The sequence below is a fragment of the Streptomyces sp. NBC_01384 genome (genome assembly GCF_045040035.1).
Classification (GTDB): Bacteria; Actinomycetota; Actinomycetes; order Streptomycetales; family Streptomycetaceae; genus Streptomyces.
This window is the reverse complement of the sequence record NZ_CP109560.1, coordinates 223,032-246,464: the sequence shown is the minus strand read 5'-3', so window position 1 is coordinate 246,464 and position 23,433 is coordinate 223,032. Positions and strand designations below refer to the sequence as shown.

Below are 23,433 nucleotides of genomic sequence, written 5' to 3'. Positions count from 1 at the left end.
ACCTTCGCCTCCCGGGCGAGGTTCTCCTTGGTCAGGGCACCATCCGTGTGCAGGGGCTCGCCGGCCAGCAGCCCAGCCGGGCCATGGCCTCCCGCAGTTTCGCCTCCGTGGCGGCAGACACGGCCATCACAGATCACCCTCCCCTTCCTTGAACTGTGCGGTCACCGTCTGGACTTCAGCCAGCCGGGCCGTGACCAACTACCGCCTCGGTGGCGACAGCTTCTGCCTCGCGAGGACCTCCCGCAGGTCGCCTTCCTCCGCCAGCCAGATCGGGGCATGCGAACGCGTCAGCACCGAGTTTCGGCACTTCGCGGGCTGGCAGGCCCCGATCAGCGGGGCCTCGCCCCTCCGCTCGACCGGCAGCTGTTTCTGGCACTCGGCCGTGGACGGCTGCCAGAGGCAGTGGTTGACCGTCCCGAGGTGAAGATCGGCGAACTCGTCCCGCAGGAGGCTGACCTGGAGGCGTTCATCCGCGATCTGGGCCTGGAGAACCGGGTCGGAGCCCAGTGTCGCGAGGACGTTGTCCAACCCCGCCTGGAACCGGGCCGCCCCCGGCCCGATGGCCACCTCCTCGCCCTGCCCGCGGGCCTTGAGGAGGTGGCCCAGCTTGCGGGCGGCCGCCAGCTGGAGCTGGTTGTCGAACTCCTTGGCCCACTGCGGATCGGCCTTGCCGTAACCGGCGGTGACCCGGTTGGCCAAGGCCCGGCGGGCGGCGTGCTTGAGCTGGATGTCCAGGGCGATTTCGCCGTCCGGCTGCATGCTTGTGATGACCGACATCGTCTTGCGGAGCATGAGGGCTCGGCATGGACGGGGACGAGGTTGGCGGGATCGTCGAGCCAGCGCGTCAGCATGGCGTCGATCTCGTCGGACTCCAGGTAGACCGTGCCGACCGGACCCCGCTGCTGGGAAGCCTCCGCCCGTTCGTCCCGCGCGTCGAGGATCTTCGGAGCGAACCGGTCGATGTAGGCCCAGGAGGCCCTCAGCAGGGGCCACCATGTCTGTGGCGCCACCGATGGCGTCGCCAGGTCGGCCGAGTGGACCGCCTCGGCGACCTCGCTGTCGGACTTGCCGGGCCACGGGTCCGCGGTCAGCCCGCCGCCGGTCATCACCGCCGTGAACTGGTGCAGTCTGCGGATCGCCGAGACGTGCTGGATCAAGGTGATCGCCTGTTTGGTCTCCTTCTGCTCGTCCAGGTAGCCCTGCCAGTCCTCAACTACCCTGACCCGAGCCGCATAGACGTGTTCAAACTCCGGAGTCAAGGCCCCACACCGGAATCACGCCGGTGGATCCGGGCTGAGCGGCGAGGTCGCGCGGCGCGGATCAGCAGAATATTGCGATGACGCGGGACCGGCTCTGGATGTGCGGGCCGATCCCGCACATCATGGACGGTGGCGGCGGTCGCACGGGCCGCGGGAAGGGCGTCTCAGATGGCTGTGGACATCCCGCCCCAGGTGGCGAGCGCGGTCGAGGACCGCGAGTTGGGCGCGCTGATCGGGCGGTATCCACAGGCGATCAACCGAATCCTGTTAGTACAGTGCCGCGTGTACGGCGGCGTGTTCGGCATCAGCTTCCTCGGCACCGTTCTCGGCGGGGCGACCGGGGGCGACGCCGCCGCCGTCCCGGTCGCGATTCCCCTGCTGGCGATCTCGGTCTGGCTGGTGCTGCTGGGCGAGCGGATCAAGCGCAACCGCGCGTTCTACCTGTACCGCGAGGGGATCGTGGCCACGAAGAGCTCGGGGCGCATCGCGCTGTCGGCGCGTTGGGAGGACCTCCAGCTGTACTGGGAGATCACGCGCACCGGCCCCAACGCGACCGGCCCGCTGCGGGACCTCTACCGGCTGGTCGCCGACGGCAGGACCCTGTTGCGGCACGGTGAGCTGCGCAACACCGGGCCCGGCCGGATCATGCGGGAACTGGCCACCGCCGGGCGCACGCCCGCACTCGTCCGCCTCCTGCGCTCGGGCAAGGCGGTGCCGTTCGGGCCGCTGACAGCCACCCCGACGGCGGGCCTGGTGTACCGGAACGAGACGCTGCCGTGGGCGACGATCGACGAGATCGGTGTCGCGCAGGACGTGGCCACCGTCTCATTGCGGGGGCGGCGGCCCATCCTGATCCGCACGGCAAAGGTGCCTGACATCCTCGTCCTGATCCACATCGCGTCGTCCGCGAAAACCTCCCCAGGCTGGTTCTCTGAGGACGAATAGGCGAGCTCGGAACTGTTCGCGGGCGGGTGAGCGGATCAGATCAGTGCGCTGTACATCGCAGGGTCTTCAACTGTTCGGTGTTTGGCTTGAGCAGGCTGGTTGATGCTTCGCCGGGCAGGTGTTGCTGGCCGCGATGGACCGCCAGCCCAGGCATGCCGCGATGGGCACATCCGTCAGCGCGTCAGGGCTCCCGGTCGTCAGTCGTTGCCGTCACTCTTGCCGGTGCCGCCGCCGTCCGAGGGGACCGCGCGGCGCGGCCCTCCAGGTGTCCGGCGTGGACCTGGCCCGGGTCGCACTGCGGGCTGCGCCAGCCGAGGTGCCCCATCGGGTTCGGAATCCGGTGGGGCATGTCAGGTGCTATTCGAATGTCACGGAGAATCGATCGGACCATCCGAAGGATTCATCCCGTGACTGAACTCGGAGAAGGAGATCGCGAATCCTCTCGAATTTACTTTCACCCAGCGCCATTCTGCTGAGCTCTGACTCCTTCCAGACGATCTCGATCGGTCGTTCTACGTCCGTCGACAGTCGATCCCACAGAGCGCTCAGGTTGGCTCCATGGTGGGGACCGAATTCTAGAGCTCGCGACAAGAACTCATGAAGATCGCTCTCGGTATGAATTGTCGCGCCATCGATTTCAACTATCACGAGTTCTCACTTCCAGTCAGGGCGGTTGCAAGTTCCGGGATCGCGTAGATCGTCCGCACCCAGTGGGAGTTGACGTGGCAACAGCACAGGCACGAGACCGGTGATCATCAGGGTGTCTACGCCAGCTGATCACATCGAGGTCCCGTGCCCGCTGCTCCATCCTCCCCGATCCCTGCCGTCCTGGCGAAACTGGGCCCCCTGCACCAGCACGACACCGGCCGACTGCGTGCCCACCTCCAGCGCGTACCCGACCCGCGTTCGCGCCGCGGGCGGTGGTATCCCCTGGCCGGCCTGCTGCTGGTCTGCGCCTGCGCAGTCGTCTCCGGCGCCCGGACCATCACCGAGATCACCGAGTGGGGACAGCGTGCCACCACCACGGTGCTGGAACGACTCGGCATCCGCAGGCACTTGCCCGGACGTCGACGCGCGCCGTCCCATTCCACCCTCACCCGGCTCCTGGCCGCCCTCGACGGCGATGCCCTGGACAGCGCGATCGGCGCCTACCTGGCCGAACGCGACCACACCGCGCTCATCGGCACCGGCTCTGCGCTGCGGCCGGCGATCGCGGTGGACGGCAAGGCGCTGTCCGGCTCCGCGCACCGGCAGCAGCGCCACCGGCACCTGCTGTCCGCTGTCACCCACGCCCCCACCGTCACCCTGGCCCAGCGGGAGGTGGGGGCCAAGACCAACGAGACGGCCGCTTTCCGTCCGCTGCTGGAACCACTCGACCTGGCCGGCACCGTGGTCACCTTCGACGCCCTGCACAGCGTCAAGGACCAGGTGCGCTGGCTGGTGCAGGAGAAGAAAGCCCACTACATCGCGGTGATCAAAGGAAATCAGCCGACCGCATCGGCCCAGGTCAAAGCCCTGCCGTGGGAGCAGGTGCCCGTAGCGCACACCGTCTCGGGCACCGGGCACGGGCGGCGGGAGTCCCGCTCGATCAAAATTATGGCCGTCGCGGCGAACCTGGGCGGGATCGCCTTCCCGGAAGCACGGCTGGCCTTGCGCATCCACCGGCGCCGCCAGGAGAACGGCAAGCAGCAGACCCGGGAGACCGTCTACGCCGTCACCAGCCTCGATACCCACCAGGCCAGCCCTGCCGACCTGGGCGGATACGTTCGCGGCCACTGGGGAATCGAAAATTCCAGCCACCATGTCAGAGATGTGGTGTTCGCCGAGGACGCCTCCACCGCCCACACCGGCAGCGCGCCGCGGGCGATGGCCACTTTGCGGAACCTGGCCATCGGCAGGCTGCGGCTGCTGGGAGCGGACAACATCGCCAAGACCACCCGAGCGATCCGGGACGCACCCGAACACGCTCTCTGGATCTGGGGCATCACCGACAGCCCACTCCTACCGGGAACTTGAAGCCGCCCTGTCCAGTTAGGCAGCTGATAGAAGCTCTCGTAGTGATCGCTGGTCACGTAGGCGAGCCCGGCCTTGCGGAGGACTATCCATGACTGCTCCCGCCGCAGTGGATGACTTGAGAAGTCTTCCTTCAGCAGCATGCGGCCGTTTTCGCTGGACTGCCCGCCGGAAGTGGCGTCCTGGACGCGGCGTGCGGTGTTGGCGTGGAGACTGTCGCCCTGGCGCGAGAAGGATCTACTCGTCAGGAAGATCACCTGGAACCCCGCACTCCGGCTCACAACGGGGCGCGCGAGGCCACGATCAACGTGGTGGTCAGCTCGATGTGCGCAGCCAGCGCGGCAACGGCGGAGTCGGCGTCGCCGTCGATCGCGTGCTGAAAGATGGTGGCGTGCTCCTGGGCAGGATCGCGCGCGGCGTCGGACGGGTCGATCGCTTCCGACCAGCGGCGGTAGAGGCAGGCGCTGTCCCGCAGTGCCCTCGCGATCGCGTAGAGCCGAGGGCTGCCGCACCCGGAGACCAGGGCGTCGTGGAAGTTCGCGTGGGCGGCTTCCCACGCCGGGGTGACGCGGGTTGGAGCGGACACGTCGCGGCGAGGCGTGTTGGCAAGGATGAAATGGGTCGCAACGAGCCGGGTACGCCAGGCCATGTCGCCCCGCTCTATGCCACGCCGCAGGGCCAGGCACTCGATGTCCGTCCGCGTCCGGGTCAGATCGAGTAGGTCATCGACGGAGATCGGCGTGACCTGGAAACCAACCTGCGGGTTGGCCAGCACCAATCCCTGCTCGGCCAGCCGGCTGAGCACCTCCCGGATCAGCCCGACGCTGGCGTCGTAGGCCTGGCACAGCGGCGTGAACTTAAGCCGCTCGCCCGGCGCGAAGCGACCGGCGAGGATGTCGGCCCGCAGCCGAGCGTGCACCTCGTCCGTGCGGGTCTTCGCACTGGTTGACATGGACGGCAGGATACACAACTTCGAAGTGGTCCTAGATGTTCGAATATCTATTGACATCTCGAACATTCAGAGTCGAGACTTCTGACCCATGACCCCTACGACGAAGCGCAGCGTCGTCATCACCGGTGGCGGGACGGGCATCGGCGCCGCCACCGCAGAACTTTTCGCTAAGACCGGGCACGACGTCACGATCACAGGTCGACGTAGTGACGTGTTGGCCACCACCGCCAAGCGGTTGGGGGTGACCCACGCAGCGTTCGACGCCGCCGACCCGGCCGCCGTTCAGACGGCGCTGGACCAGCTGCCGACCACCATCGACGTGTTGGTCAACAATGCTGGTGGCAACACCGACCGTCGCCGTCCGCCCGTCGCCGCAGGCGACCTTGCCGGCGTGGCCGACGCGTGGCGGGCCAACTTCGAGGCCAACGTGCTCACCACGGTCCTGGTCACTGAGGCGCTCAAGCCGCGGTTGGCGGACGGAGCACGCATAGTCACCGTCGGTTCGGTGGCTGCCAAGCAGGGATCCGGTTCGTACGGCGCAGCCAAGGCTGCCCTGGAGGCGTGGAACGTCGAGACCGCGAGGACGCTGGGTTCCCGCGGGATCACTGCCAACGTCGTGGCACCGGGGGTCACTCTGGACACCGAGTTCTTCGCCGGCACGGTGTCCGAGGAGTGGGTCGCGGCACGGGTGTCCGCCGCGTTCAACCGGCGGCCTGGCACCCCGAACGAGATCGCGGAGGCGATCTTCTTCCTCGGCCGGCCCGATTCCGGCCATCTGACCGGCCAGGTGATCCACGTCAACGGCGGCGCCTATGCGGCGCGGTGACCACTTGCTGAACCGGGAACGTCCTGGCTGAAGGAGTCAGCCAACAACCGAGGGCATATAGCCGTCTCGGTTCGGGCCACGCGGCTCCCTTGACCTGACCATCCACACGACACCACGAGTTCAACCTCAGTAGTTCGGAGAATGGCGGCTGAAGTTCCCCCAATGCCGGGTAGTTAGCGTTCTCGCAGGTCACGCAAGGGGCGTTGAAGGATTCCTGACGTAGAACAACGGAGCTCGTTGGTACGGGCAGTCGTCCAGGACAGCTTGTCCCGCGAGGAGCTCCGTTGCCTGTTCATTGTGTCTCGCCATCGGGGCTGACGGACATCACCCGTACGGTGAGTGTGGCCGCCGGCCGGTTCGCTCCCGGACATCTGGGAGAATTGACGCCGGTCATGCCGTTCGAGCTGGTCGACGCGGTCTTGTCCGAGACCAGGACCGTGCAGCGGCGGTTGCGTGATCTGCCCTCGCGAGTCGGCGTCTACTTCCTTCTGGCCATGTGTCTGTTCCCTGAGATCGGCTATCGATTGGTCTGGGACAAGCTGACCGTCGGCCTGCCGGGGATGGTGATCGTCTGCCCGAGCACGAAAGCGCTCCGTGATCTGCGCCGCAGAGTCGGCAGCGCGCCGGTGCGGGCGTTGTTCGAGGTGCTGGCCGGGCCGTTGGCCCAGCCGACCAGGCCGGGGGTGCGGTTCGGCCCGTATCGGACGGTGACCTTCGACGGCTGCAGCTCCATCAAGGTGCCGGACAGCGAACGCAACCGGGGCTGGCTGGGGCGGTGCCCGCACGGCGGCTATCCCCAGGTCGAGCTGATGACGCTGGTCGAAACGGGCACCCGGGCCGTGATCGCAGCGGTCTTCGGCCCCACCCGGGAAGGCGAGACCTCCTACGCCACCCGGTTGTTGCACCATCTGGGCCCCGAGATGCTGGTGCTGTGGGACCGGGGCTTCGACGGCAACGACTTCCTCGCCGCCGTGCACGCCACCGGAGCACAGGTCCTGGGCCGCATCTCCCAGCGCCGGCGTCCACCCGTCCTCCAGGCGCTCGCCGACTCCTCCTACCTGTCAGTCATCGGCGGCGTGCCGGTGCGCATCATCGAAGCCCGGGTGAGCGTCACCTGCATCGATGGCAGCAACTTCGAGGGCACCTACCGTCTGGCAACCACGCTCCTGGACGCCCGGGCTGGCCTCTCCATACCGGCCATCGTGCGGCGTCTGGCCCGCCGGGAGTTCGTCGATCCCTTCGACCAGAGGCCGCGGTCTTACGGTATCCCGCTCGCGATGCGGTTCGGTGCGCTGTGGTCAGGGCGTCGAGGTGGGAGCGTTTCCGCCTCTGCTGGCGGGGGCGGCCGGCGCTGCCGCGGCGGTAGGCGAACCCGTCGGGCTGCTCGAGATCGGGCAGGAGCCCGTGTCCGAGTGCGCTGAAGAAGCTGTCGGCGTTGCTGTAGCCGAGGATCCGGGCCGCTTCTGCGGCGCCGACCAGCTCCTCGTTCTCGTCCTGGTCGACGGGCGGCAGCACACCGCGCCGGCGGGCGGCGACGACGGTGGCCGGCTGGTCTGGAGCCAGGCCGTGGGGCGCAGGAAGGGAAAGGGGATGCGGCTCCAGGCCAGGAGCAGGTCGAGGAGGACGCAGATGCCCGCGTCGATGCCGATGGGGAAGACGTAACTGAAGGTGCCGAAACCATGTCTGATGGCCAGAGCGCGGACCGCGGCGTAGGAACCGGCGAAGCCGATGCCGGCGATGATCACGGCGCCGCCCGCGACGACGCGGCTTCGTCAGCTGAGTCCGGGTTCGGCGGGCCGCGTGAGCTGGTCCTTGGTGAGCTTTTCCGGTCTGGACTTTGTGTTCGAGTTCCGTCATGCGGCGCGGTGCGGGATGTCTTGTTCGGTCCAGATGCATTTGCCGTCGTGGTGGTAGCGGGCGCCCCAGCGTTTGGAGAGGGCGGCGACGAGTTGCAGGCCGCGGCCGCCCTCGTCGGTGTGGGCGGCGTGGCGGATGCGGGGGGTGCTGAGGCTGCCGTCGTAGACCTCACAGGTCAGCGAGCGGCTGCGTAGCAGGCGCAGGCGGATGGGGCCCTTGGCGTGCCGGATCACGTTGCCGACCAGTTCGCTGGCGAGCAGCTCGGTGGTGATCGCTAGCTCGTCCAGTTCCCAGGCGGCCAGTTGGTTTCGGACGTGTTCGCGGGCCTGTTTGGCCGCGCGGGGATCCTCCGGGAGGATCCAGAAGGCGACGTCACTGGCGTGGATGGCCCGCGTGTGGGCGATCAGCAGCGCTGCGTCGTCGTTCGTCCGGCCATGGTCGGGCAGCAGGGCCGAGACCACCGTGTCGCACAGGTCGTCCAGGCGCCGGACGTCGTCGTCCTCGTCGGATGCCGTGAAGGTGGGCACCGCGTGCTGGGCGAGGACCTGTTGCAGTCGGGCCAGTCCTTGGTCGATGAAGCGGGTGGCGGATTCGACGAGTCCGTCGGTGTACAGGACCAGCAGGCTCTCGTCGGGCAGGAGCATCTGGTGCGTTTCGAACGGTGGCTCGGCGGCTCCCAGTGGCGGGTCGGCGGTCAGGTCGGGCCTGTGGACAGTGCCGTCGGGATGGACGACGACCGGTGGGGGATGACCGGCCAGAGAGAACGAGCATATCCGGGTGGTCGGGTCGAAGACGGCGTACAGGCAGGTGGCGTAGCAGTCCTCGCTCAGGTCGCTGACCAGGTCGTTGAGACGGCTGAGCAGCTCGGCAGGGGGTATGTCCAGGTCGGCGAGGGTGCGCACCGCGGTGCGCAGCTGGCCCATGGTGGCCGCTTCGGGGGTGCCGTGTCCCATGACGTCGCCGATCACCATGGCGACCCTGTCGGCGGACAGCGGGATCACGTCGTACCAGTCGCCACCGACTTGCTCGCCCCGGCCCGCAGGCAGGTAGCGTGCGGCAGCGCAGGCGGCAGGCAAGCGGGGCAGTGTCCGGGGCAGCAAGCCACGCTGCAGCTCCTGTGCCCGGGCGTGTTCCACGTCGTACAAGCGGGCCCGCGCCAGCGACTGGCCGACCAGACCGCTCAAGGCAGTCAGCAGCGTGCGCTCCTCGTCGGTGAAGGAGCGCTGCCGGGTGAAGGACACCAAACACATGCCGATGGCGTTCCCGGAGGCGATCATGGGCAGGAACGCCCACGCGTTCTTCTGGGACGACGCCGGTATGGGTTTCAGTGTTGGATAGCGTTGGCAGTACTCTGCGGCCGATTCGATGAACCGGGGAGCACACGTCCCGAACACGTCGGCGGCCACGGGGTAGTCGGTGACCGCGAGCCCGTCAAGCAGGCTGAGGAATTCCTGTGTGTATCCGGCGGAGTCGACCACATGCTGTCGGCCGCTTTCGAACACCCAGACTATGAGCCCGTCGGCGCCGAATGGGGGCAGGACGTGCGCCGCGACGGCCTGCACGACCTCCCGGGAGGTGACGGCCTCGGCGAGCGCCGAGGTCAGCTTGCCCATCCGGACCGTCCGCTCAGAGCCGGCCACCGAACGACGGACGGGTGGCGTGCTGGGCAAGTCCTCCAGGCGCGCAGCGGCCCATCCCGCCACCGACCGCAGAAAGGATCGCTGTGCCTCTTCCGGCTCGCCGGGCCCTGCCGTGATCACGGACAGCACACCAACCGGCCCGTCGGCGCCGAGGAGGGGCACTGCTGCCGTGCCGGCCGCCCCCATACCCAGGCTGTCCCCGGCCACCCAGGCATAGTGACCGCGCCGCATGGCGCGTACGGGCGCCACGTCCTGCTCATCGGACAGATCCGCCCACGCCTCGGCGCTCTCTGCGGCCAACCCGCTGGCCGCAATCAGGCGCAGCCGGCGAGCAGCAGGGTCCCACCAGTGCAGGAACGCGCCCCGGCCATCCAGGCACTCGGTGGCCTTGAGGGCCAGCGTCAGTGTCTCCGCGCCCCGAAGCGTTTTGTACGAGGCGGCAGGAAAGCTCAGCCCTGACGGCTGAGAGTGACTCCCGGCTTTGGCTGCCCCAGGTGCCAACTCGTCTCCTACTCACTCTTATAGCTCGCGGACCTGTACAAGCGGTGACGGACGGCTCCGCAAATCAGGCAAATGCTCTTAAACACTACCCTGCCGCCCGTCCATATCCCCAGCTTCGAACCCGTCGGCAGGGACGGGTCGGTTGGCTACAGGCCCTCCGGCGGGGAGTCGGAAGGCGGTGTGGCCGGCAGGGGCGGATCATGCGGAAGTGGCGGTCGGTGGTGAACGGGGTGCCGGTGCGGCACGCGGTGGCAAGGGCCACGTTCATCGCGCATGTCAGTCCGTTGTCCTCGCCGCCATCGGCGTCCTGACCTCCTGGGCCACCGGCCGACCGCCCCGCCGCAGCACCACTTCAGGGGTCGAATCCCTGGCCGTAGGCGAGCCCGGCTGCCACTACCTACAGGCAAAACGGTCATAAAGTCTGCATAATCGGGCATGAAACGGTATGGAGTGGGCATTGTGTAGCAAGGGTGTGCGCCACCGGCACAGTCTCGACGCCAGGAGAACTCATGACCTACGGAGCGATGGCCGCTCCCGATTCCAACCCCCGCGCCAACACCGCTTTGGCCGCCGGATACGAGCTGTGTTACGGCTGGGGAAGCGTGATTACTTTCCAGGGGCGGCACGAACTGTGCCAGGCCTGCCAGTCCCTCACCGCACACGAGTGCCACGACAGCAGCACTCCTCCGTCTGGGACGGAATGAGCACACCCACCACGGCCCCATGCCCAGGGGGCCCGCCAGGATCCGCAGGAACATGCCCCGCTCCGGCCCGGCGCACCACCCCCTGCCGCACATCTTTCGCCCGCCCCGGACGAAAAGCGGCGGTCCGTCGGTGGGTACGGCACAAGCCGCGTGCGGCAGGCTTCTCAGGCGCCCAAGGCCTGTCCCAGCCGTGGTCAGACGTTCATGGTTTCGTTGACCTTGAGCGAACCGTGAATCACGGTGGGTTGGTATCCCCGACCGGTCGGCGATGCCGTCAAACCCGTCAAAGACCGTCTTGTGGACAGGGGCGCACGATGAGGCGCGAGCGGAACGAGAAACTGGCCGCTGTGATCGCGGAAACCCGCTGGGCGCAGCCGAAAGTCGCCGCTGCCTTCGTGCGCGTTGCGGCCGAGGTCGGCGCCGACGAGCTGCTCGGCACCAGCCGCTCGCACATCGCGATGTGGATCCCGGGAACGGAACCTTCCGGCAGGGCGCCCCTTATCTGGGTCTTCGATCTTGAGCGGTGCGCCTGCTCAGGGCCTCTGACGTTTCGTTACGCTCAGTGAGGGCACTTTGTGGCTGCGGCCGGGGCCGCAGGCGCGCCGGGCCCCCGGGGCACTACACGGCTGCGGTCCCTCTCCGGGACTACGGGTACAGCTTCTCGCCCTTCGCCAGCATCGCTACGTACTTCTCTATCCGGCGCGCCCGGGTCTCGGGCTTCTTGGCGTCTTGGACCCGGTACAGGATCGCGTAGCGGTTCTGCCGGTCCAGTGTCTCGAAGAACTCCGCCGCGGCCGGGTCGGCGGTCAGGGCCGCCGCGAGGTCGTCCGGCACCGTGGCGGTCTTCGCGCCGTCGTAGGCCGCCTCCCAGCGGCCGTCCGCCTTGGCGCGGTCGACCTCGGCCTGCCCCTGGGGATGCATCCGGCCCTGCTCGATCAGGGCGGCCGCCTTGTCCCGGTTGGCCTTGGACCACTTGCTGCGCGGCTTGCGCGGGGTGAACCGCTGGAGCCACCACTGGTCGTCGAACTTGGCCTTCTGGCCGTCGATCCAGCCGTAGCAGAGTGCCACGTCGAGCGCCTGGGCGTAGTCCAGCGCGACGATTCCGGGGCCCTTCTTGCGAAGCCTGAGCCAGATGCCGGACGAGACGGCGTGGTTCTCGCCGAGCCATGCCTGGAATGCCTCGGCGGATTCGAATGCGACGATCTCCAAGTCCTGAGTCACCCCAGCAGCGAACCACACCCGGCCGATTGTCGTGACGCATTCGGGCACGGCCCCGGATGCAGGATGCCCGTGGACCTGCGTGATCATCCCTGTTCTCGACGCAGAACGATCATGCAGGAGCCACGGGCTTGCTCAACGATACGACGTTGCTGCTCGACCTCGACGGGGTGTCCGTCGCGCGGGTTGAGCGGCTGGCCGACGGAAGGCGCCGAGTTCACCTGGTCACGGCCGACGAGACAGCCAGGGCCTGCCCGGCCTGCGGGGTGTTCGCCACCCGGGTGAAGGGCTCGGCGGTGACCCGCCCGCGCGATCTCCCTTACGGCGAGAGCGGATTGGAGTTGCGCTGGCACAAGCGCCGCTGGTGGTGCCGCGAGGCCGGCTGCCCTCGCCGGTCCTTCACCGAGCAGATCCCGCAGATCCCGGCCGGTGCCAGGCTGACCGCCCGGCTGCGGGGTGCGGCCGGGCGCCGCATACGCGATGCCGGCTCCACGGTCATCCAGGCCGCGCGGGATCTGCATCTGTCCTGGCCGACCGTGATGGAAGCCTTCCGCACGCAGGCCCGCGACGTCGCCGAGGCACCACTGCCGCAGGTCACAGTCCTGGGCATCGACGAGACCCGGCGCGGACGGCCCCGCTGGGAACGGGATGCGGATACCGGCAAGTGGCGCCTGACCCGGGACCGGTGGCACACCGGCTTCGTCGACGCCCTCGGTCACGGCGGACTGCTCGGACAGGTCGAGGGCCGCACCGTCGCCGACGTCCTGGCCTGGCTCGCCACCACCGACCTGGACTGGAGAAGGGGCATCGGCCACATCGCCCTCGACATGTCGGCCACCTACCGCGCCGCGATCCGTATCGGCCTGCCGCACGCCACTGTCGTGGTCGACCACTTCCACGTGGTCCAGCTCGCCAACAAGATGCTGTCCATGGTCAGGCGCCGCGCCACCGCCGAGACCCGCGGCCGGCGCGGACGGGCGAGCGACCCGGAGTGGAAGGCCAGACGGCGGCTTCTGCTGGGCCGCGAGGACCTCACCGACGACCAGTTCGCCACGATGTGGAACACGCTCCTGGGCGAGGGGAAGATGGGGCAGACACTGTTGACGGCCTGGATAGCCAAGGAGAACCTGCGCACCCTCCTCGCCCTGGCCCGCACCGGAGCCGACCGCCACCAAGTTGGCAACGCCCGCTGGAAGTTCCTCACCTGGTGCGCGGACGCCGACATCCCCGAAGTCCGTACCCTCGCCGCCACCGTCGACCGCTGGTGGCCCGAGGTCGCCGCGTTCATCGATACCGGACACAGCAACGCCAAGAGCGAAGGGATCAACCGCGTGATCAAGCTCGTCGCCCGCAACGCGTTCGGCTTCCTTGCATTTTGAGTTCCCGGTCACTCTGGGGGACAGGGGCTGGTCGGGGGTCTGTAGGTGGGGCGGGGATGTTTCGGTCTGTTCCGTGAGCCTTTGGGGCGGCCGGGCCCTGCGGGCCGGGGTTTCGGCGGCTTGGTGATCGCGGGGAGAGGCTGTCGCACAACTTCCACATGGGTGGAGTCAAGAGCGATTTGATGTTCGGTTCCGGCTCTCACGCGGGTGTTGGAATCTTGGCTCGTGGGGCGGAACTTCCTGTTGTGCGACCGTGAACGTGACCTCGAGATGCCGCGGGATGTCCGGGAGTGGCTGCCTCCCGAGCACCTGTGCTGGAAGGTGCTGGACGTCGTTGGAGAACTCGATCTTTCAGCGTTCGAGAGCGGCTATCGCACCGACGGGCAGGGAGGGGCGGCCTACCCTCCGGCGAACCTGGTCGCGCTGATCCTGTACTGCTACAGCAAGGGAGTGCGCTCCACCCGCCGTATCGAGCAATCCTGTTGGGATGATGTGGGCTGCCGGATCATCACCGCGAACCGCAGAGTGGATCACTCCACCATCGCGCGGTTCGTCGGGCGCCACCGTGCTGCTTTGAAGTCGATGTTCGTGCAGGTGCTCGCGCTGTGCGACCGGCACGGTCTGGTGGATCTCTCGGCAGTGGCCGTGGACGGCTCACCGATGGACGCGAACGCATCCCGCGACTCCAACCGGCGCCTGCATCGCCTTGAGGCGATCATCTCCCAGTGCGAAGGCGAGATCGACGCGCTGCTGGAGGACGCACTCGAGCATGCGCGAACCGTCGAGGCCGACGACTTCGAAGGAACCGAGAGCGGTACCGGGTCAGATGGCTGGCCTCGTCTGTCCCGCCTGTGTGACCGGCTCACGCGGGCCCGGTCGGCCCGGGACAAGGTGTATGACCGAGCCCTGCCCTCACCAGGCGAGATCAGGATCAAGGTCGAGGCCGCGGAGCGGATGGTGGCCCGGGCGAAGGAGCGCCTGGCCGCGGAGACCGCTGCTCACCAGGAGAAGCTGAGGAAGTACGAAGCGCGGGCGGCAGCAGACCTGACAGCAGGCCGCCGCGGGGCGAACGGCCGCCCGCCGGTCTCGATGGAGCACAAGACCGCCCTCGTCCGGCAGCGGGCCAGGCTGGTGAAGGCGCGGGCCTGGCTGGAGCGGGCCCGCAATCCGCGGCCGGTCCCCTCACCGGAGTCCCGTGCCTGCCTGAGTGATCCCGACTCGCGGTTGATGCTCAGCAAACGCGGAGGCTACCTGCAGGGCTACAACCTGCAACTCGCCTGTGCACGCAACCAGTTACTGCTCGCGATCGAAATTCAGGACAGCCCTTCCGACATGACGGCCCTCGTCCCCATGGTCACGCAGATCCAGCGTAACTGCATCGCGGCCGGGATCGTGAACGAGGTCCAGGCATGGCTCGCCGACTGCGGATATGCCTCCGCCGCCAACTTCGAAGCACTCGCCGGCCTGCCCCTGCTCGTCGCAGTGGCCCGGGAAGGATCGGACAGCGGCCCCGTCCCACAAGACAAGAGCACCATTCCCGCAGGCCAGCGCGAGATGGCCGACCGGCTGGACACCCCTGCGGGCCGGACTCTCTACAAGCGGCGTGGCGCCTTGGTGGAGCCAGGCTTCGCCCAGCTGTTCCAACGATTCGGACGTCACCTTAACTACCGGAGCACCGACAGAGTGGACACCGAGATCAAGCTTCTCGGCACAGTCCACAACCTCAACAAGCTCCTCAACCACACAGCCGAAACTCGCTCTTGACTCCCCTCATGCGGAAGTCGTGCGACAGCCTCGGGAGTTTCGCGCGGAGGCGGCGAAACCCCAGCCGGACTCGGTAGGGGCTCAAGGGGCGTTGTCACGTTGTTGGGTGCGTGACTGTCTGATGGTGCGTCGGGGTGTGGTGGGTCTGCGGTCCGGGCCTGTGTTCAGGCCGTGGCGGGCCGGCTGGCAGTGCCGGTGATCTGGTCCCAGATGGCGAAGCGGATGGTCATCTCGGCTCGGTGGTCGAAGGCTGTCATCAGGTGGCGGTGGGGTCGGAAGTGGGGTGAGATGCCGCTGAACGCGGACAGGAACCGCTGGGCCGCGCCCACACTGCGGAAGCCCTTCATCACGCGTTCACGCTGCCTGGTGGGCTGGTGGCTGTTCTCGGCCCGGTTGTTCAGTCCCTTGTGCGAGCGGTGCTCGACGGAGGACATGACCTCACGGTGGGCCGCGCTGTAGGAACGCAGCTTGTCCGTGACGACCACCCGCGGCACCGCACGCGTCCTCTTCATCAGACGGCGGAAGAAGCGCCGGGCCGCGCCCTTGTCCCGCCGGTTCTGCACGAGGATGTCGAGCACGTTGCCGTCCTGGTCGACGGCCCGCCACAGGTATGAGCTTCCCCCGAGATGCGGAGTGAGTTGACAGAGGGTCAGATGGGACTCATGAGAGGAACATCGACCATGGCTGCCCCCAGAAAGTACTCGCTGGAGTTGCGTGAGCGTGCGGTGCGGATGTATCGCACCTCCGACCCGAAGCCCCAGATCAAGAAGCTCGCCGTCGATCTCGGTGTGCACCCGGAGGCACTGCGCGGCTGGATCCGCCAGGCCGAGGCCGACGCCGGCGAGCGCGACGATCGGCTGACCACCGACGAACGCGCGGAGCTCACCGCGCTGCGCAAGGAGAACGCCCAGCTCAAGCGGGCGAACGAGGTACTGCGGACGGCCTCGGCTTTTTTCGCGGCCCAGCTCGACCCAACCCGGCCCAGGTGACGGCGCTCCTCGACGAGCATCCACGCCTGGGGGTCGAGCCCGTCCTGCGGGAACTGCACATCGCCTCCTCCACCTACTATCGCTGGCGCCGTGCCGAACGCGAGCCGTGCGAACACCGGCGCCGCGACGCGGAACTGACCGAGCAGATCAAGGAGATCCACGCCGGCTCGGGCGGGATCTACGGCTCGCCGCGCGTCCACGCCGTCCTCAGGCGCGAGGGCGTCCACGTGGGCCGCAAACGGGTCGAGCGACTGATGCGCGAGGCCGACATTGCGGGCATCAGCCCGCGCCAGAAGGGCTTCACTCGCCGGGACCCCAAGGCCACGCTCGCCCCGGACCTGGTCGAGCGCGACTTCACCGCGCCCGCGCCGAACCGGCTGTGGGTCACCGACCTCACGATGATCTCGACCGGCGAAGGGCCGCTGTGGCTCTCGGCGATCCGGGACGCGTTCTCCCGGAGAGTGGTGGCCTGGGAGACCTCCGCCCGCGCGGACGCCGACCTGGTCCTCACCACACTGGAGTACGCCCTGGCCAGCCGGGAGGTCAAGCCCGGACAACTCGTGCACCATGCCGATCACGGCTGTCAGTACACGTCCGTGAAGCTGACAACTCGCCTACTGAGAGCGGGAGTTGCGGCGTCCATGGGCTCGGTCGGGGACTCGTACGACAACGCCCTCGCGGAGAACCTCTGGATGCTCATCAAAACCGAAGGCATCCGCGGCCGCACCTTCACCACCCGCTCCGAGGCCAACCTCGCGCTCTTCGAGTACATCGACGGCTTCTACAACTCCCGGCGCATCCAGAAACGGCTCGGCTACCTCAGCCCCGTCGAATTCGAGGAGAAGCACTACGCCGACCAGGCAACGGCCAAACGAACGAACCTGAAACCCCGTCAACCCGCCCTGACCAGCTGATCAGTACCTCCCACACACCGGGGGAAGCTCAGTACTTCAGCTCCCCGTTGACCTTGATGAACACCTCGTCCAGATGCCATTTATCCCCGGGCCGGGGACGGCGGCGGCGCAGTCCGTTCGCGTAGGCCTGGCCGAACTTGGCGCACCGGCGGCGCACTGTCTCGTAGGAGACGATGACGCCTCGCTGGAGCATCAGCTCCTCGACCTCGCGGAAGCTGAGCGGGAAGCGGAAGTACAGCCACACGCAGTGCGAGATCACCTCGACCGGGTACCGGTGCCCCCTGTACGACGGCGACGCACTCCCCACCGACAACCCCCCTCCAGCAGATCAACCCGAAGATCATCCCACCCGGTCAGCCAACGTGACAGCGCCCCGCCGCGGCCAGGTGGGTGAGCTCGCGCATCTGGCGAACGCGGCGAACTCGTGGTCGGCGATCGTTCTTCTGCCCTACCGTCTACCCGGCGTGAGTCCGTTCTCGTAGGCGATGATCGCCAGGTGGACGCGGTCCCGGGCCTCGAGCTTGGCGAACAGACGCGCGACATGGGTCTTCGCCGTCGCCACGCTGATCACCAACCGCTCGGCTATCTCACCGTTCGACAGTCCCTGTCCGACCAGTGCCAGCACCTCGCGCTCCCGGTCGGTGATCCCCGCGATGAGACGTGAGTCCGCGGCGGGCTCGGTGTCCGGTGCGGGGGCCGCGGAGGTGGCGGAGGTTCCGGCGAAGTCGGCGATCAGCCGTCGGGTGACGCTCGGCGCGATCAACGCGTCGCCGGCCGCCACCACGCGGATCGCGTCCAGGATCGCGTCCAGGGCCATGCTCTTGAGTAGGAATCCGCTGGCGCCGGCGCGCAGAGCGCCGTAGACGTACTCGTCGTCGTCGAAGGTCGTCAGCACCAGCACCTTGGGCGGGTCCGGCTCGGCGGTCGCCTGCCGGGTCGCCTCGATCCCGTCCATGCCCGGCATCCGGATGTCCATCACCACGACGTCCGGCCGCAGCTCACGTACCAGGCGCACCGCCTCGTGGCCGTCGCCGGCCTCGCCGACCACCTCCAGGTCGGCGGTGCCGCCGATCAGGATCCCGAGCCCGACCAGCATCAGGGGTTGGTCGTCGGCCAGCAGCACCCGCACGCTCATGCCGGGAGCCTCGCCGTCACCCGGAACCCGCCCTCCGGACGCCGGCCCGCGCTGAACTGGCCGGACAGCAGCGACACCCGCTCGCGCATGCCGAGCAGGCCGAAGCCGCTCCCGCCGGCCGCCGCCGAGGGCCTCGGCCGGCCGGGCCCGCCGGGACCGTCGTCCCCGTCGTCCACCACCTCGATCGTCACTCCTGTCGGCTCGTAACCCACCGCGACCCGGCACGTCCGCGCACCGGAATGCCGCACTACGTTCGTCACCGACTCCTGGACGATCCGGAACGCCGACAGCTCGATCTCCGGCGGCAGCGGACGCTGCTCGCCCTGCCAAGCCACGTGGACCCGCACCCCGGCGTCGGCCGTGCGTTCGGCGAGCCGCGGGATATCGGCCAGGCTGCCGGCCGGCGCCAGCGGAGCGGCCCCCGGCATGGCGTCGTCCGGCTCGGCGCGGCGGAGCGCCCCGAGCATGCGCTGCAGCTCGAGCAGCGTCTCCCGGCTGGTGGTCTCGATGCCGGTCAGCGCCTGCCGCGTCTGCTCGGGCTATGACGGCGCGGGCCGCCCTCTGCTCATGCAAGGCTCCGAGGTATTCACGGCGTTTGCGATACACCCCCCCCGAAGACCCACGCGACCGCGAACCACAACGCGAACTGCCCGGCCCACTGGGCCGCGTCGCCGACGTTCTCGCCGGGGTAGACGTGGATGTTCTCGACGAACGCGGCCGCGACGGCCGCGACGGAGCCGACGGCGGCAGCCCTCGAACTCGACCGGGCTGAGGTAGCCGAGCCGTTTCTGGATGCGCCGGGAGTTGTAGAAGCCGTCGATGTACTCGAAGAGCGCGAGGTTGGCCTCGGCGCGGGTGGTGAAGGTGCGGCCGCGGATGCACTCGGTTTTGATGAGCATCCAGAGGTTCTCCGCGAGGGCGTTGTCGTAGGAGTCCCCGACTGAGCCCATGGATGCCTGAACGCCTGCTCGCAGCAGGCGAGTTGTGAGTTTCACGGACGTGTATTGGCAGCCGTGGTCGGCGTGATGCACGAGCGTGCCGGGTTCGACTTCCCGGCTCGCGAGGGCGTACTCCAGCGTGGTGAGGACCAGGTCGGCGTCCGCGCGGGCGGAGGTCTCCCAGGCCACCACCCGGCGCGAGAATGCGTCGCGGATCGCGGAGAGCCACAAGGGTCCCTCGCCTGTCGCGATCATCGTGAGGTCGGTGACCCACAGCCGGTTCGGCGCGGGTGCGGTGAAGTCCCGCTCGACCAGGTCCGGGGCGAGCGTAGCCTTGGGATCGCGGCGCGTGAAGCCGCCTCGGCGTGGGCTGATGCCTGCGATGTCAGCCTCGCGCATCAGGCGCTCGACCCGTTTGCGGCCCACGTGGACGCCCTCGCGCTTGAGCACGGCGTGCACGCGCGGCGAGCCGTAGATCCCGCCCGAGTCGGCGTGGATCTCCTTGATCTGCTCGGTGAGTTCCATGTCCCGGCGCCGGCGTTCGCACGGCTCGCGCTCGGCCCGGCGCCAGCGGTAGTACGTCGAGGAGGCGATGGAAAGTTCCCGGAGTACGCACTCGACCCAGGTGCGGGTGCTCGTCAACGAGCGCCGTCACCTGGGCCGGGTCGGGTCGAGCTGCGCCGCGAAAAACGCCGAGGCCGTCCGCAGAACCTCGTTCGCCCGCTTGAGCTGGGCATTCTCCTTGCGCAGCGCGGTGAGCTCCGCTCGCTCGTCGGTGGTCAGCCGGTCGTCGCGCTCGCCGGCGTCCGCCTCGGCCTGGCGGATCCAGCCGCGCAGGGCCTCGGGGTGCACGCCGAGATCGACGGCGAGCTTCTTGATCTGCGGCTTCGGGTCGGAGGTGCGGTACATCCGCACCGCACGCTCACGCAACTCCAGCGAGTACTTCCTGGGGGCAGCCATGGTCGATGTTCCTCTCATGAGTCCCATCTGACCCTCTGTCAACTGACTCCGCATCTCGGGGGAACCTCAGTCGCTGCTGGCGAGGTAGAGGGCGAAGCCCCAGGTGCTGGCGCTACCGCCGTAGCGCAAGCGCATCAGCTTGATGGCCTGTCCGTCGGCCAGTTCGCCGTCGACATAGGCGAACTGGCCACGGTGGCGGACGTACAGGCCGGCGAGCCGGGGCCAGGAGGTGCGAGCGTGGGCGGTGAGCCTCTGGGCGAGGGAGGACCTGGTCGACTCCGGCACTGTGGGCATGGGCCCATCCTGCCCGTCCGTCGTGGTGGGGGTGGGGCAGACTCCCAAGGCAAGGCAAGAGCGGTGCGGTGCGGGTGCGCTGGGCCCGCTTCGCTACCCTCACCGGCATGCCGAAGATACTGCGAGCCCTGGTGAGGGGCTTTTGGGCACTTGATCGCTACATGGGAGGCAATCAACCGCCAACCCGCTTCCAGCGCTTTGTCGGGCGCCACCCCCTGGCCCCGGCTGTCGCAATCGGTTTGCTCTTCCTTGCACTGGTTGCTGCGCCCCCTGGCACGCAGACCGTGGACGTTGAGGTTGGGATCGCCTTCGGCGCTCTCCTCGGCCTGACGTACTACTTGACGGCGATTTACGAGCGGGCTCGTCAGCGACGCCTGATTCGTCAAGGCATCTGGGAGCCCACCCCGCCGTCTGCTAACCCTCCCGAGCTGTAGCCGGACAAGCGGCGGCACGGGCCCGTCCTGCCCGTCCGCCATGGCGGGCGTGCGGCAGACTTTTGCCGGTAAGATCCACTTCTGCTGATCGGCCTGCCTGCCTTGCCCGTTGCCGCCGCCTGCCCGATATTCCTGACCGCCTCGCAAAGGCAGCGCCTGAAGAAGGCGGCCTACGGTCACAAGACCCCTCACCAGGCCCGGATACGCGCGCAGGTCGTACTACACGCCGCGCGGGGACACACCAATGCCCGGATCGCCCGGGAGACGGGCCTGCACCTGGACACGGTCCGTCGGTGGCGCGGCCGGTTCGCCCGCGGCGGCCTGCCGGCCCTGGCCGACTGCAGACGCTCCGGGCGCCCCGCCCGCTTCACCCCGGTGCAGGTCGTCGAGGCCAAGGCCCTGGCCTGCCAGTTACCGGCCGAGACCGGCGCCCCGCTGTCGCGCTGGTCGTGTCCCGAACTGGCCGCTGAACTCACGGCGCGCGGCATCACCGGCCCGGTCTCGGCATCGACCGTGCGCCGCTGGTTGCGCCAGGACACGATCAAGCCCTGGCAGCACCAGTCCTGGATCTTCATCCGCGACCCGGACTTCCGCGCAAAGGCCCAGCGCGTCCTGGACCTGTATGCCCGCACCTTCGAGGATGTTCCGCTGGGCGCGGACGAGTACGTCGTCAGCGCCGACGAGAAGACCTCCATCCAGGCCCGGTGCCGCTGCCACCCCACGCTGGCCCCCGGAGCAGCCCGCGCCATGCGGGTGAACCACACCTACGGGCGCGGCGGCGCACTTGCCTACCTGGCTGCCTACGACGTTCACCACGCGAAGGTGTTCGGCCACACCGAGGCACGCACCGGCATCGACCCGTTCATGGCCCTTGTCACCCAGGTCATGACCCAGGAGCCCTACGCCAGCGCGAAACGGGTGTTCTGGATCGTCGACAACGGCTCCTCCCACCGCGGCAAGAAGGCCGCCGACCGGCTAGCCGCGGCATTCCCCACCGCAGTCCTGGTGCACACCCCGGTCCACGCCTCCTGGCTGAACCAGGTGGAGATCTACTTCTCCGTGGTGCAGCGCAAGGTCGTCTCGCCCAACGACTTCACCAACCTGACCCAGGTCAGGGACCGGCTTCGAGGCTTCGAAGACCGCTACAACGCCACAGCACAGCCGTTCCAGTGGAGGTTCACCACCTCCGACCTGGACGATCTGCTGGCCAGACTCAACCGGCACACCGCCGATCACCAGGAAGAATCTTCTCCCGCCCAGGCAGCCTGACTCAACCCCCGAAGGAGTTCCGGAGCCGACCACTTAGCTGGCGGTGGACTGCCGGGCAGCCTGGAGCAGGCGGTCGAAGTTGCCGAAAGCAGCAGCGCTGCCAAGGGGGCTGGCGTAGTCGCGGGAATGCACGATGAGGCCGTCCCGTATGCGCATTACCATGATGTAGCGGTTGGTGAACGACCGTCCGGTGGGGACCGCTGTGGCGTGGTAGTCGTACTCGGCGATCACGACTTCCGGGTCGGCCGTCTCGTGCAGGGCGACGGGGTCGATCCGTTCGACCCGTATCGACGGCGCAAAGTTTTTGAACCGCGCGCGGTGCCCCTCGCGGCCCTCGAAACGCAGCGGGACGCCGGGTTGCGGTCCGAACGGCATCTCGATCACAGAGTCCTCGGCGTACAGGTCGGCGAGTTCGTCGGGGGTGCCCTCCGAGGCGACCCGCAGGAAGCGCTCGGCGACCTCGCGCGGGCTGGGTGCGCTGACTTCGGTCATGGTGGACTCCAGAGCTTAGAATCGGAACGCACAGCCCGATTGAAGTTACGGAACGATCGCCCCGGTTGTCAATCGAGGATTTAGAGGAGAAGAGAGGCCGACCGCCATGGCGGACGCAGACACTCAGACCGGTCGGCAGTCGCGCGCCGACGCCCGTCGCAATCGGGCCCGGGTGCTGCGGGCCGCCGAGGCCGCATTCGCCGCCGAGGGGGCTGACGTCCCGCTGGACGAGGTGGCCCGTCGAGCCGGGGTCGGCGCGGGCACCGTCTACCGTCATTTCCCCAGTAAGGAGGCCCTGTTCGAGGCCGTCATCGTTGACCGCATCGCGCGGATGGCCGCGGACACCCGCACGATGACCGCGGCTGATGATCCTGGCGCGGCGTTCTTCACGTTCTTCACCGAGATGGTTGAGCGAGTCACGTTCAACAAGGCCCTGGTTGCAGCGCTGGACGGCCGAGCGCAGATCCGCCCCGCGGTGGCCTCCGGTTTGAAGCGGGAGTTTCGCGAGGCAGTCGCCGCGCTGCTGCTGCGGGCCCAACAGGTAGGGGCGGTGCGTGCGGACGTAGACGACGCCGACGTGGTCGCGCTGGCGACCGGCTGTATCGCCATGGAAGCCGGCCGGGGCTCCGCCGGGCGCATGGTGGCCCTGGCCTGCGACGCGTTGCGCCCGGCAGCCGCGACCGAGCTGCCGGCCGCCAAAGCGGAACCCGTGTCGGAAACTGAATCGACACCGAGCGCGCCCGACCGTAGCGAAAATGACACGTCAGCCTGTAACGAAACAGGCGAGGGATTCTGCCCTGTGTGCGGCAGCCCGCTGCCGGTCGCGGCAACTGGTCGTCCCCGCAGGTACTGCAGCGACGCCTGCCGCCAGAAGGCCCATCGGCTGCGCGCTCGCTAGAAGAAAGTCCGATGTCGCGCCGTCCCGAAGAGCTGGCTTCGAATCGTGCGGT

The 23,433-nt window shown here is 68.3% G+C and carries 22 protein-coding genes and 5 pseudogenes; 13 read left to right on the top strand and 14 right to left on the bottom strand.

Annotated features, from left to right (window positions below):
- Nucleotides 1–198 precede the first annotated feature (198 nt).
- Nucleotides 199–792, bottom strand: coding sequence for a hypothetical protein (locus tag OG747_RS48530; protein WP_331764997.1), 594 nt, complete (start codon nt 790–792; stop codon nt 199–201).
- Nucleotides 793–1,427: 635 nt separating this feature from the next.
- On the opposite strand from OG747_RS48530, the gene OG747_RS48525 reads away from it, so the two are divergent.
- The gene (locus OG747_RS48525) at nt 1,428–2,204 is read left to right on the top strand and encodes a DUF6585 family protein (protein WP_331744605.1); all 777 of its coding nucleotides are present in this window, start codon (nt 1,428–1,430) and stop codon (nt 2,202–2,204) included.
- Between the two features lie 357 nt (nt 2,205–2,561).
- Here the strand turns inward: OG747_RS48525 and OG747_RS48520 are convergent, their stop codons facing one another.
- Nucleotides 2,562–2,852, bottom strand: a complete 291-nt coding sequence (locus OG747_RS48520; RefSeq protein ID WP_331744607.1) for a barstar family protein — start codon at nt 2,850–2,852, stop codon at nt 2,562–2,564.
- 144 nt (nt 2,853–2,996) lie between these two features.
- On the opposite strand from OG747_RS48520, the gene OG747_RS48515 reads away from it, so the two are divergent.
- A complete protein-coding gene (locus tag OG747_RS48515) occupies nt 2,997–4,220 on the top strand; it encodes an ISAs1 family transposase (protein WP_331744486.1) in 1,224 nt (407 codons plus the stop codon).
- A gap of 274 nt (nt 4,221–4,494) precedes the next feature.
- Here the strand turns inward: OG747_RS48515 and OG747_RS48510 are convergent, their stop codons facing one another.
- On the bottom strand, nt 4,495–5,169 hold the full coding sequence (locus tag OG747_RS48510; protein WP_331744609.1) for a GntR family transcriptional regulator: 675 nt from the start codon (nt 5,167–5,169) through the stop codon (nt 4,495–4,497).
- A gap of 88 nt (nt 5,170–5,257) precedes the next feature.
- Between OG747_RS48510 and OG747_RS48505 the strand changes: the two genes are divergently transcribed.
- Together OG747_RS48505 and OG747_RS48500 are read left to right on the top strand one after the other, a co-directional pair.
- Nucleotides 5,258–5,995 carry an SDR family oxidoreductase gene (locus tag OG747_RS48505; RefSeq protein ID WP_331744611.1) on the top strand — a complete coding sequence of 246 codons (738 nt, stop codon included), beginning with the start codon at nt 5,258–5,260 and terminating at the stop codon, nt 5,993–5,995.
- 335 nt (nt 5,996–6,330) lie between these two features.
- Nucleotides 6,331–7,416, top strand: coding sequence for a transposase domain-containing protein (locus OG747_RS48500; RefSeq protein ID WP_405886530.1), 1,086 nt, complete (start codon nt 6,331–6,333; stop codon nt 7,414–7,416).
- Nucleotides 7,417–7,542: 126 nt separating this feature from the next.
- On the opposite strand, the pseudogene OG747_RS48495 reads toward OG747_RS48500, so the two are convergent.
- A pseudogene (locus tag OG747_RS48495) lies at nt 7,543–7,740 on the bottom strand (DUF2637 domain-containing protein); the annotation flags it as partial.
- 108 nt (nt 7,741–7,848) lie between these two features.
- Nucleotides 7,849–9,993 (bottom strand): SpoIIE family protein phosphatase, encoded by a 2,145-nt coding sequence (locus OG747_RS48490; RefSeq protein WP_331764995.1) that lies wholly within the window; start codon nt 9,991–9,993, stop codon nt 7,849–7,851.
- A gap of 509 nt (nt 9,994–10,502) precedes the next feature.
- Here OG747_RS48490 and OG747_RS48485 point away from each other — a divergent pair.
- Together OG747_RS48485 and OG747_RS48480 are read left to right on the top strand one after the other, a co-directional pair.
- Nucleotides 10,503–10,697 carry a hypothetical protein gene (locus OG747_RS48485; protein ID WP_331764994.1) on the top strand — a complete coding sequence of 65 codons (195 nt, stop codon included), beginning with the start codon at nt 10,503–10,505 and terminating at the stop codon, nt 10,695–10,697.
- Between the two features lie 347 nt (nt 10,698–11,044).
- Complete coding sequence (locus OG747_RS48480) at nt 11,045–11,263, top strand: hypothetical protein (protein ID WP_331764993.1); 219 nt, start codon at nt 11,045–11,047, stop codon at nt 11,261–11,263.
- A gap of 79 nt (nt 11,264–11,342) precedes the next feature.
- Here OG747_RS48480 and OG747_RS48475 read toward each other — a convergent pair whose 3' ends face one another.
- Nucleotides 11,343–11,936, bottom strand: a complete 594-nt coding sequence (locus tag OG747_RS48475) for a YdeI/OmpD-associated family protein (protein WP_331765397.1) — start codon at nt 11,934–11,936, stop codon at nt 11,343–11,345.
- 110 nt (nt 11,937–12,046) lie between these two features.
- On the opposite strand from OG747_RS48475, the gene OG747_RS48470 reads away from it, so the two are divergent.
- Both OG747_RS48470 and OG747_RS48465 read left to right on the top strand, forming a co-directional pair.
- Nucleotides 12,047–13,294, top strand: a complete 1,248-nt coding sequence (locus tag OG747_RS48470) for an ISL3 family transposase (RefSeq protein ID WP_331764992.1) — start codon at nt 12,047–12,049, stop codon at nt 13,292–13,294.
- 225 nt (nt 13,295–13,519) lie between these two features.
- The gene (locus tag OG747_RS48465; protein WP_405886225.1) at nt 13,520–15,058 is read left to right on the top strand and encodes a transposase; all 1,539 of its coding nucleotides are present in this window, start codon (nt 13,520–13,522) and stop codon (nt 15,056–15,058) included.
- Nucleotides 15,059–15,222: 164 nt separating this feature from the next.
- On the opposite strand, the pseudogene OG747_RS48460 reads toward OG747_RS48465, so the two are convergent.
- Nucleotides 15,223–15,681 (bottom strand): annotated as a pseudogene (locus OG747_RS48460) (transposase); the annotation flags it as partial.
- A gap of 57 nt (nt 15,682–15,738) precedes the next feature.
- On the opposite strand from OG747_RS48460, the gene OG747_RS48455 reads away from it, so the two are divergent.
- Complete coding sequence (locus OG747_RS48455) at nt 15,739–16,047, top strand: transposase (RefSeq protein ID WP_331744722.1); 309 nt, start codon at nt 15,739–15,741, stop codon at nt 16,045–16,047.
- Nucleotides 16,044–16,961: an IS3 family transposase gene (locus OG747_RS48450; protein WP_331744719.1), complete on the top strand. Its 918-nt coding sequence runs from the start codon at nt 16,044–16,046 to the stop codon at nt 16,959–16,961. The genes OG747_RS48455 and OG747_RS48450 overlap by 4 nt, the downstream gene beginning before the upstream one ends.
- A 43-nt stretch (nt 16,962–17,004) precedes the next feature.
- Here OG747_RS48450 and OG747_RS48445 read toward each other — a convergent pair.
- The 6 genes and pseudogenes from OG747_RS48445 to OG747_RS48420 all read right to left on the bottom strand — a co-directional run.
- Nucleotides 17,005–17,268, bottom strand: a pseudogene (locus OG747_RS48445) (IS6 family transposase); the annotation flags it as partial.
- A 141-nt stretch (nt 17,269–17,409) separates the two neighbouring features.
- Complete coding sequence (locus tag OG747_RS48440; protein WP_331764990.1) at nt 17,410–18,096, bottom strand: response regulator transcription factor; 687 nt, start codon at nt 18,094–18,096, stop codon at nt 17,410–17,412.
- A pseudogene (locus OG747_RS48435) lies at nt 18,093–18,850 on the bottom strand (sensor histidine kinase); the annotation flags it as partial. The pseudogene OG747_RS48435 and the gene OG747_RS48440, both read right to left, overlap by 4 nt.
- A gap of 58 nt (nt 18,851–18,908) precedes the next feature.
- A pseudogene (locus tag OG747_RS48430) lies at nt 18,909–19,676 on the bottom strand (IS3 family transposase); the annotation flags it as partial.
- Nucleotides 19,677–19,685: 9 nt separating this feature from the next.
- On the bottom strand, nt 19,686–19,994 hold the full coding sequence (locus OG747_RS48425) for a transposase (RefSeq protein WP_331744722.1): 309 nt from the start codon (nt 19,992–19,994) through the stop codon (nt 19,686–19,688).
- Between the two features lie 66 nt (nt 19,995–20,060).
- Nucleotides 20,061–20,288, bottom strand: coding sequence for a hypothetical protein (locus OG747_RS48420; protein WP_331764987.1), 228 nt, complete (start codon nt 20,286–20,288; stop codon nt 20,061–20,063).
- 107 nt (nt 20,289–20,395) lie between these two features.
- Here OG747_RS48420 and OG747_RS48415 point away from each other — a divergent pair, with 107 nt between their 5' ends.
- Complete coding sequence (locus tag OG747_RS48415) at nt 20,396–20,722, top strand: hypothetical protein (RefSeq protein WP_266647255.1); 327 nt, start codon at nt 20,396–20,398, stop codon at nt 20,720–20,722.
- Between the two features lie 102 nt (nt 20,723–20,824).
- Complete coding sequence (locus OG747_RS48410; RefSeq protein WP_266647256.1) at nt 20,825–21,991, top strand: IS630 family transposase; 1,167 nt, start codon at nt 20,825–20,827, stop codon at nt 21,989–21,991.
- Between the two features lie 33 nt (nt 21,992–22,024).
- Here the strand turns inward: OG747_RS48410 and OG747_RS48405 are convergent, their stop codons facing one another.
- Nucleotides 22,025–22,483: a nuclear transport factor 2 family protein gene (locus tag OG747_RS48405; protein WP_331764986.1), complete on the bottom strand. Its 459-nt coding sequence runs from the start codon at nt 22,481–22,483 to the stop codon at nt 22,025–22,027.
- A gap of 106 nt (nt 22,484–22,589) precedes the next feature.
- On the opposite strand from OG747_RS48405, the gene OG747_RS48400 reads away from it, so the two are divergent.
- Nucleotides 22,590–23,381 (top strand): TetR/AcrR family transcriptional regulator, encoded by a 792-nt coding sequence (locus OG747_RS48400; protein ID WP_331764985.1) that lies wholly within the window; start codon nt 22,590–22,592, stop codon nt 23,379–23,381.
- The last annotated feature ends 52 nt before the right edge of the window (nt 23,382–23,433 follow it).

What these genes read in the sequence shown, in the direction of transcription:
- OG747_RS48405 (WP_331764986.1), bottom strand. Translation starts at nt 22,483, where the DNA reads ATGACCGAAGTCAGCGCACCCAGCCCGCGCGAGGTCGCCGAGCGCTTC.
- OG747_RS48425 (WP_331744722.1), bottom strand. Translation starts at nt 19,994, where the DNA reads ATGGCTGCCCCCAGGAAGTACTCGCTGGAGTTGCGTGAGCGTGCGGTG.
- OG747_RS48530 (WP_331764997.1), bottom strand. Translation starts at nt 792, where the DNA reads ATGCTCCGCAAGACGATGTCGGTCATCACAAGCATGCAGCCGGACGGC.
- OG747_RS48505 (WP_331744611.1), top strand. Translation starts at nt 5,258, where the DNA reads ATGACCCCTACGACGAAGCGCAGCGTCGTCATCACCGGTGGCGGGACG.
- OG747_RS48510 (WP_331744609.1), bottom strand. Translation starts at nt 5,169, where the DNA reads ATGTCAACCAGTGCGAAGACCCGCACGGACGAGGTGCACGCTCGGCTG.
- OG747_RS48440 (WP_331764990.1), bottom strand. Translation starts at nt 18,096, where the DNA reads ATGAGCGTGCGGGTGCTGCTGGCCGACGACCAACCCCTGATGCTGGTC.
- OG747_RS48455 (WP_331744722.1), top strand. Translation starts at nt 15,739, where the DNA reads ATGGCTGCCCCCAGAAAGTACTCGCTGGAGTTGCGTGAGCGTGCGGTG.
- OG747_RS48400 (WP_331764985.1), top strand. Translation starts at nt 22,590, where the DNA reads ATGGCGGACGCAGACACTCAGACCGGTCGGCAGTCGCGCGCCGACGCC.
- OG747_RS48485 (WP_331764994.1), top strand. Translation starts at nt 10,503, where the DNA reads ATGACCTACGGAGCGATGGCCGCTCCCGATTCCAACCCCCGCGCCAAC.
- OG747_RS48415 (WP_266647255.1), top strand. Translation starts at nt 20,396, where the DNA reads ATGCCGAAGATACTGCGAGCCCTGGTGAGGGGCTTTTGGGCACTTGAT.
- OG747_RS48525 (WP_331744605.1), top strand. Translation starts at nt 1,428, where the DNA reads ATGGCTGTGGACATCCCGCCCCAGGTGGCGAGCGCGGTCGAGGACCGC.
- OG747_RS48420 (WP_331764987.1), bottom strand. Translation starts at nt 20,288, where the DNA reads ATGCCCACAGTGCCGGAGTCGACCAGGTCCTCCCTCGCCCAGAGGCTC.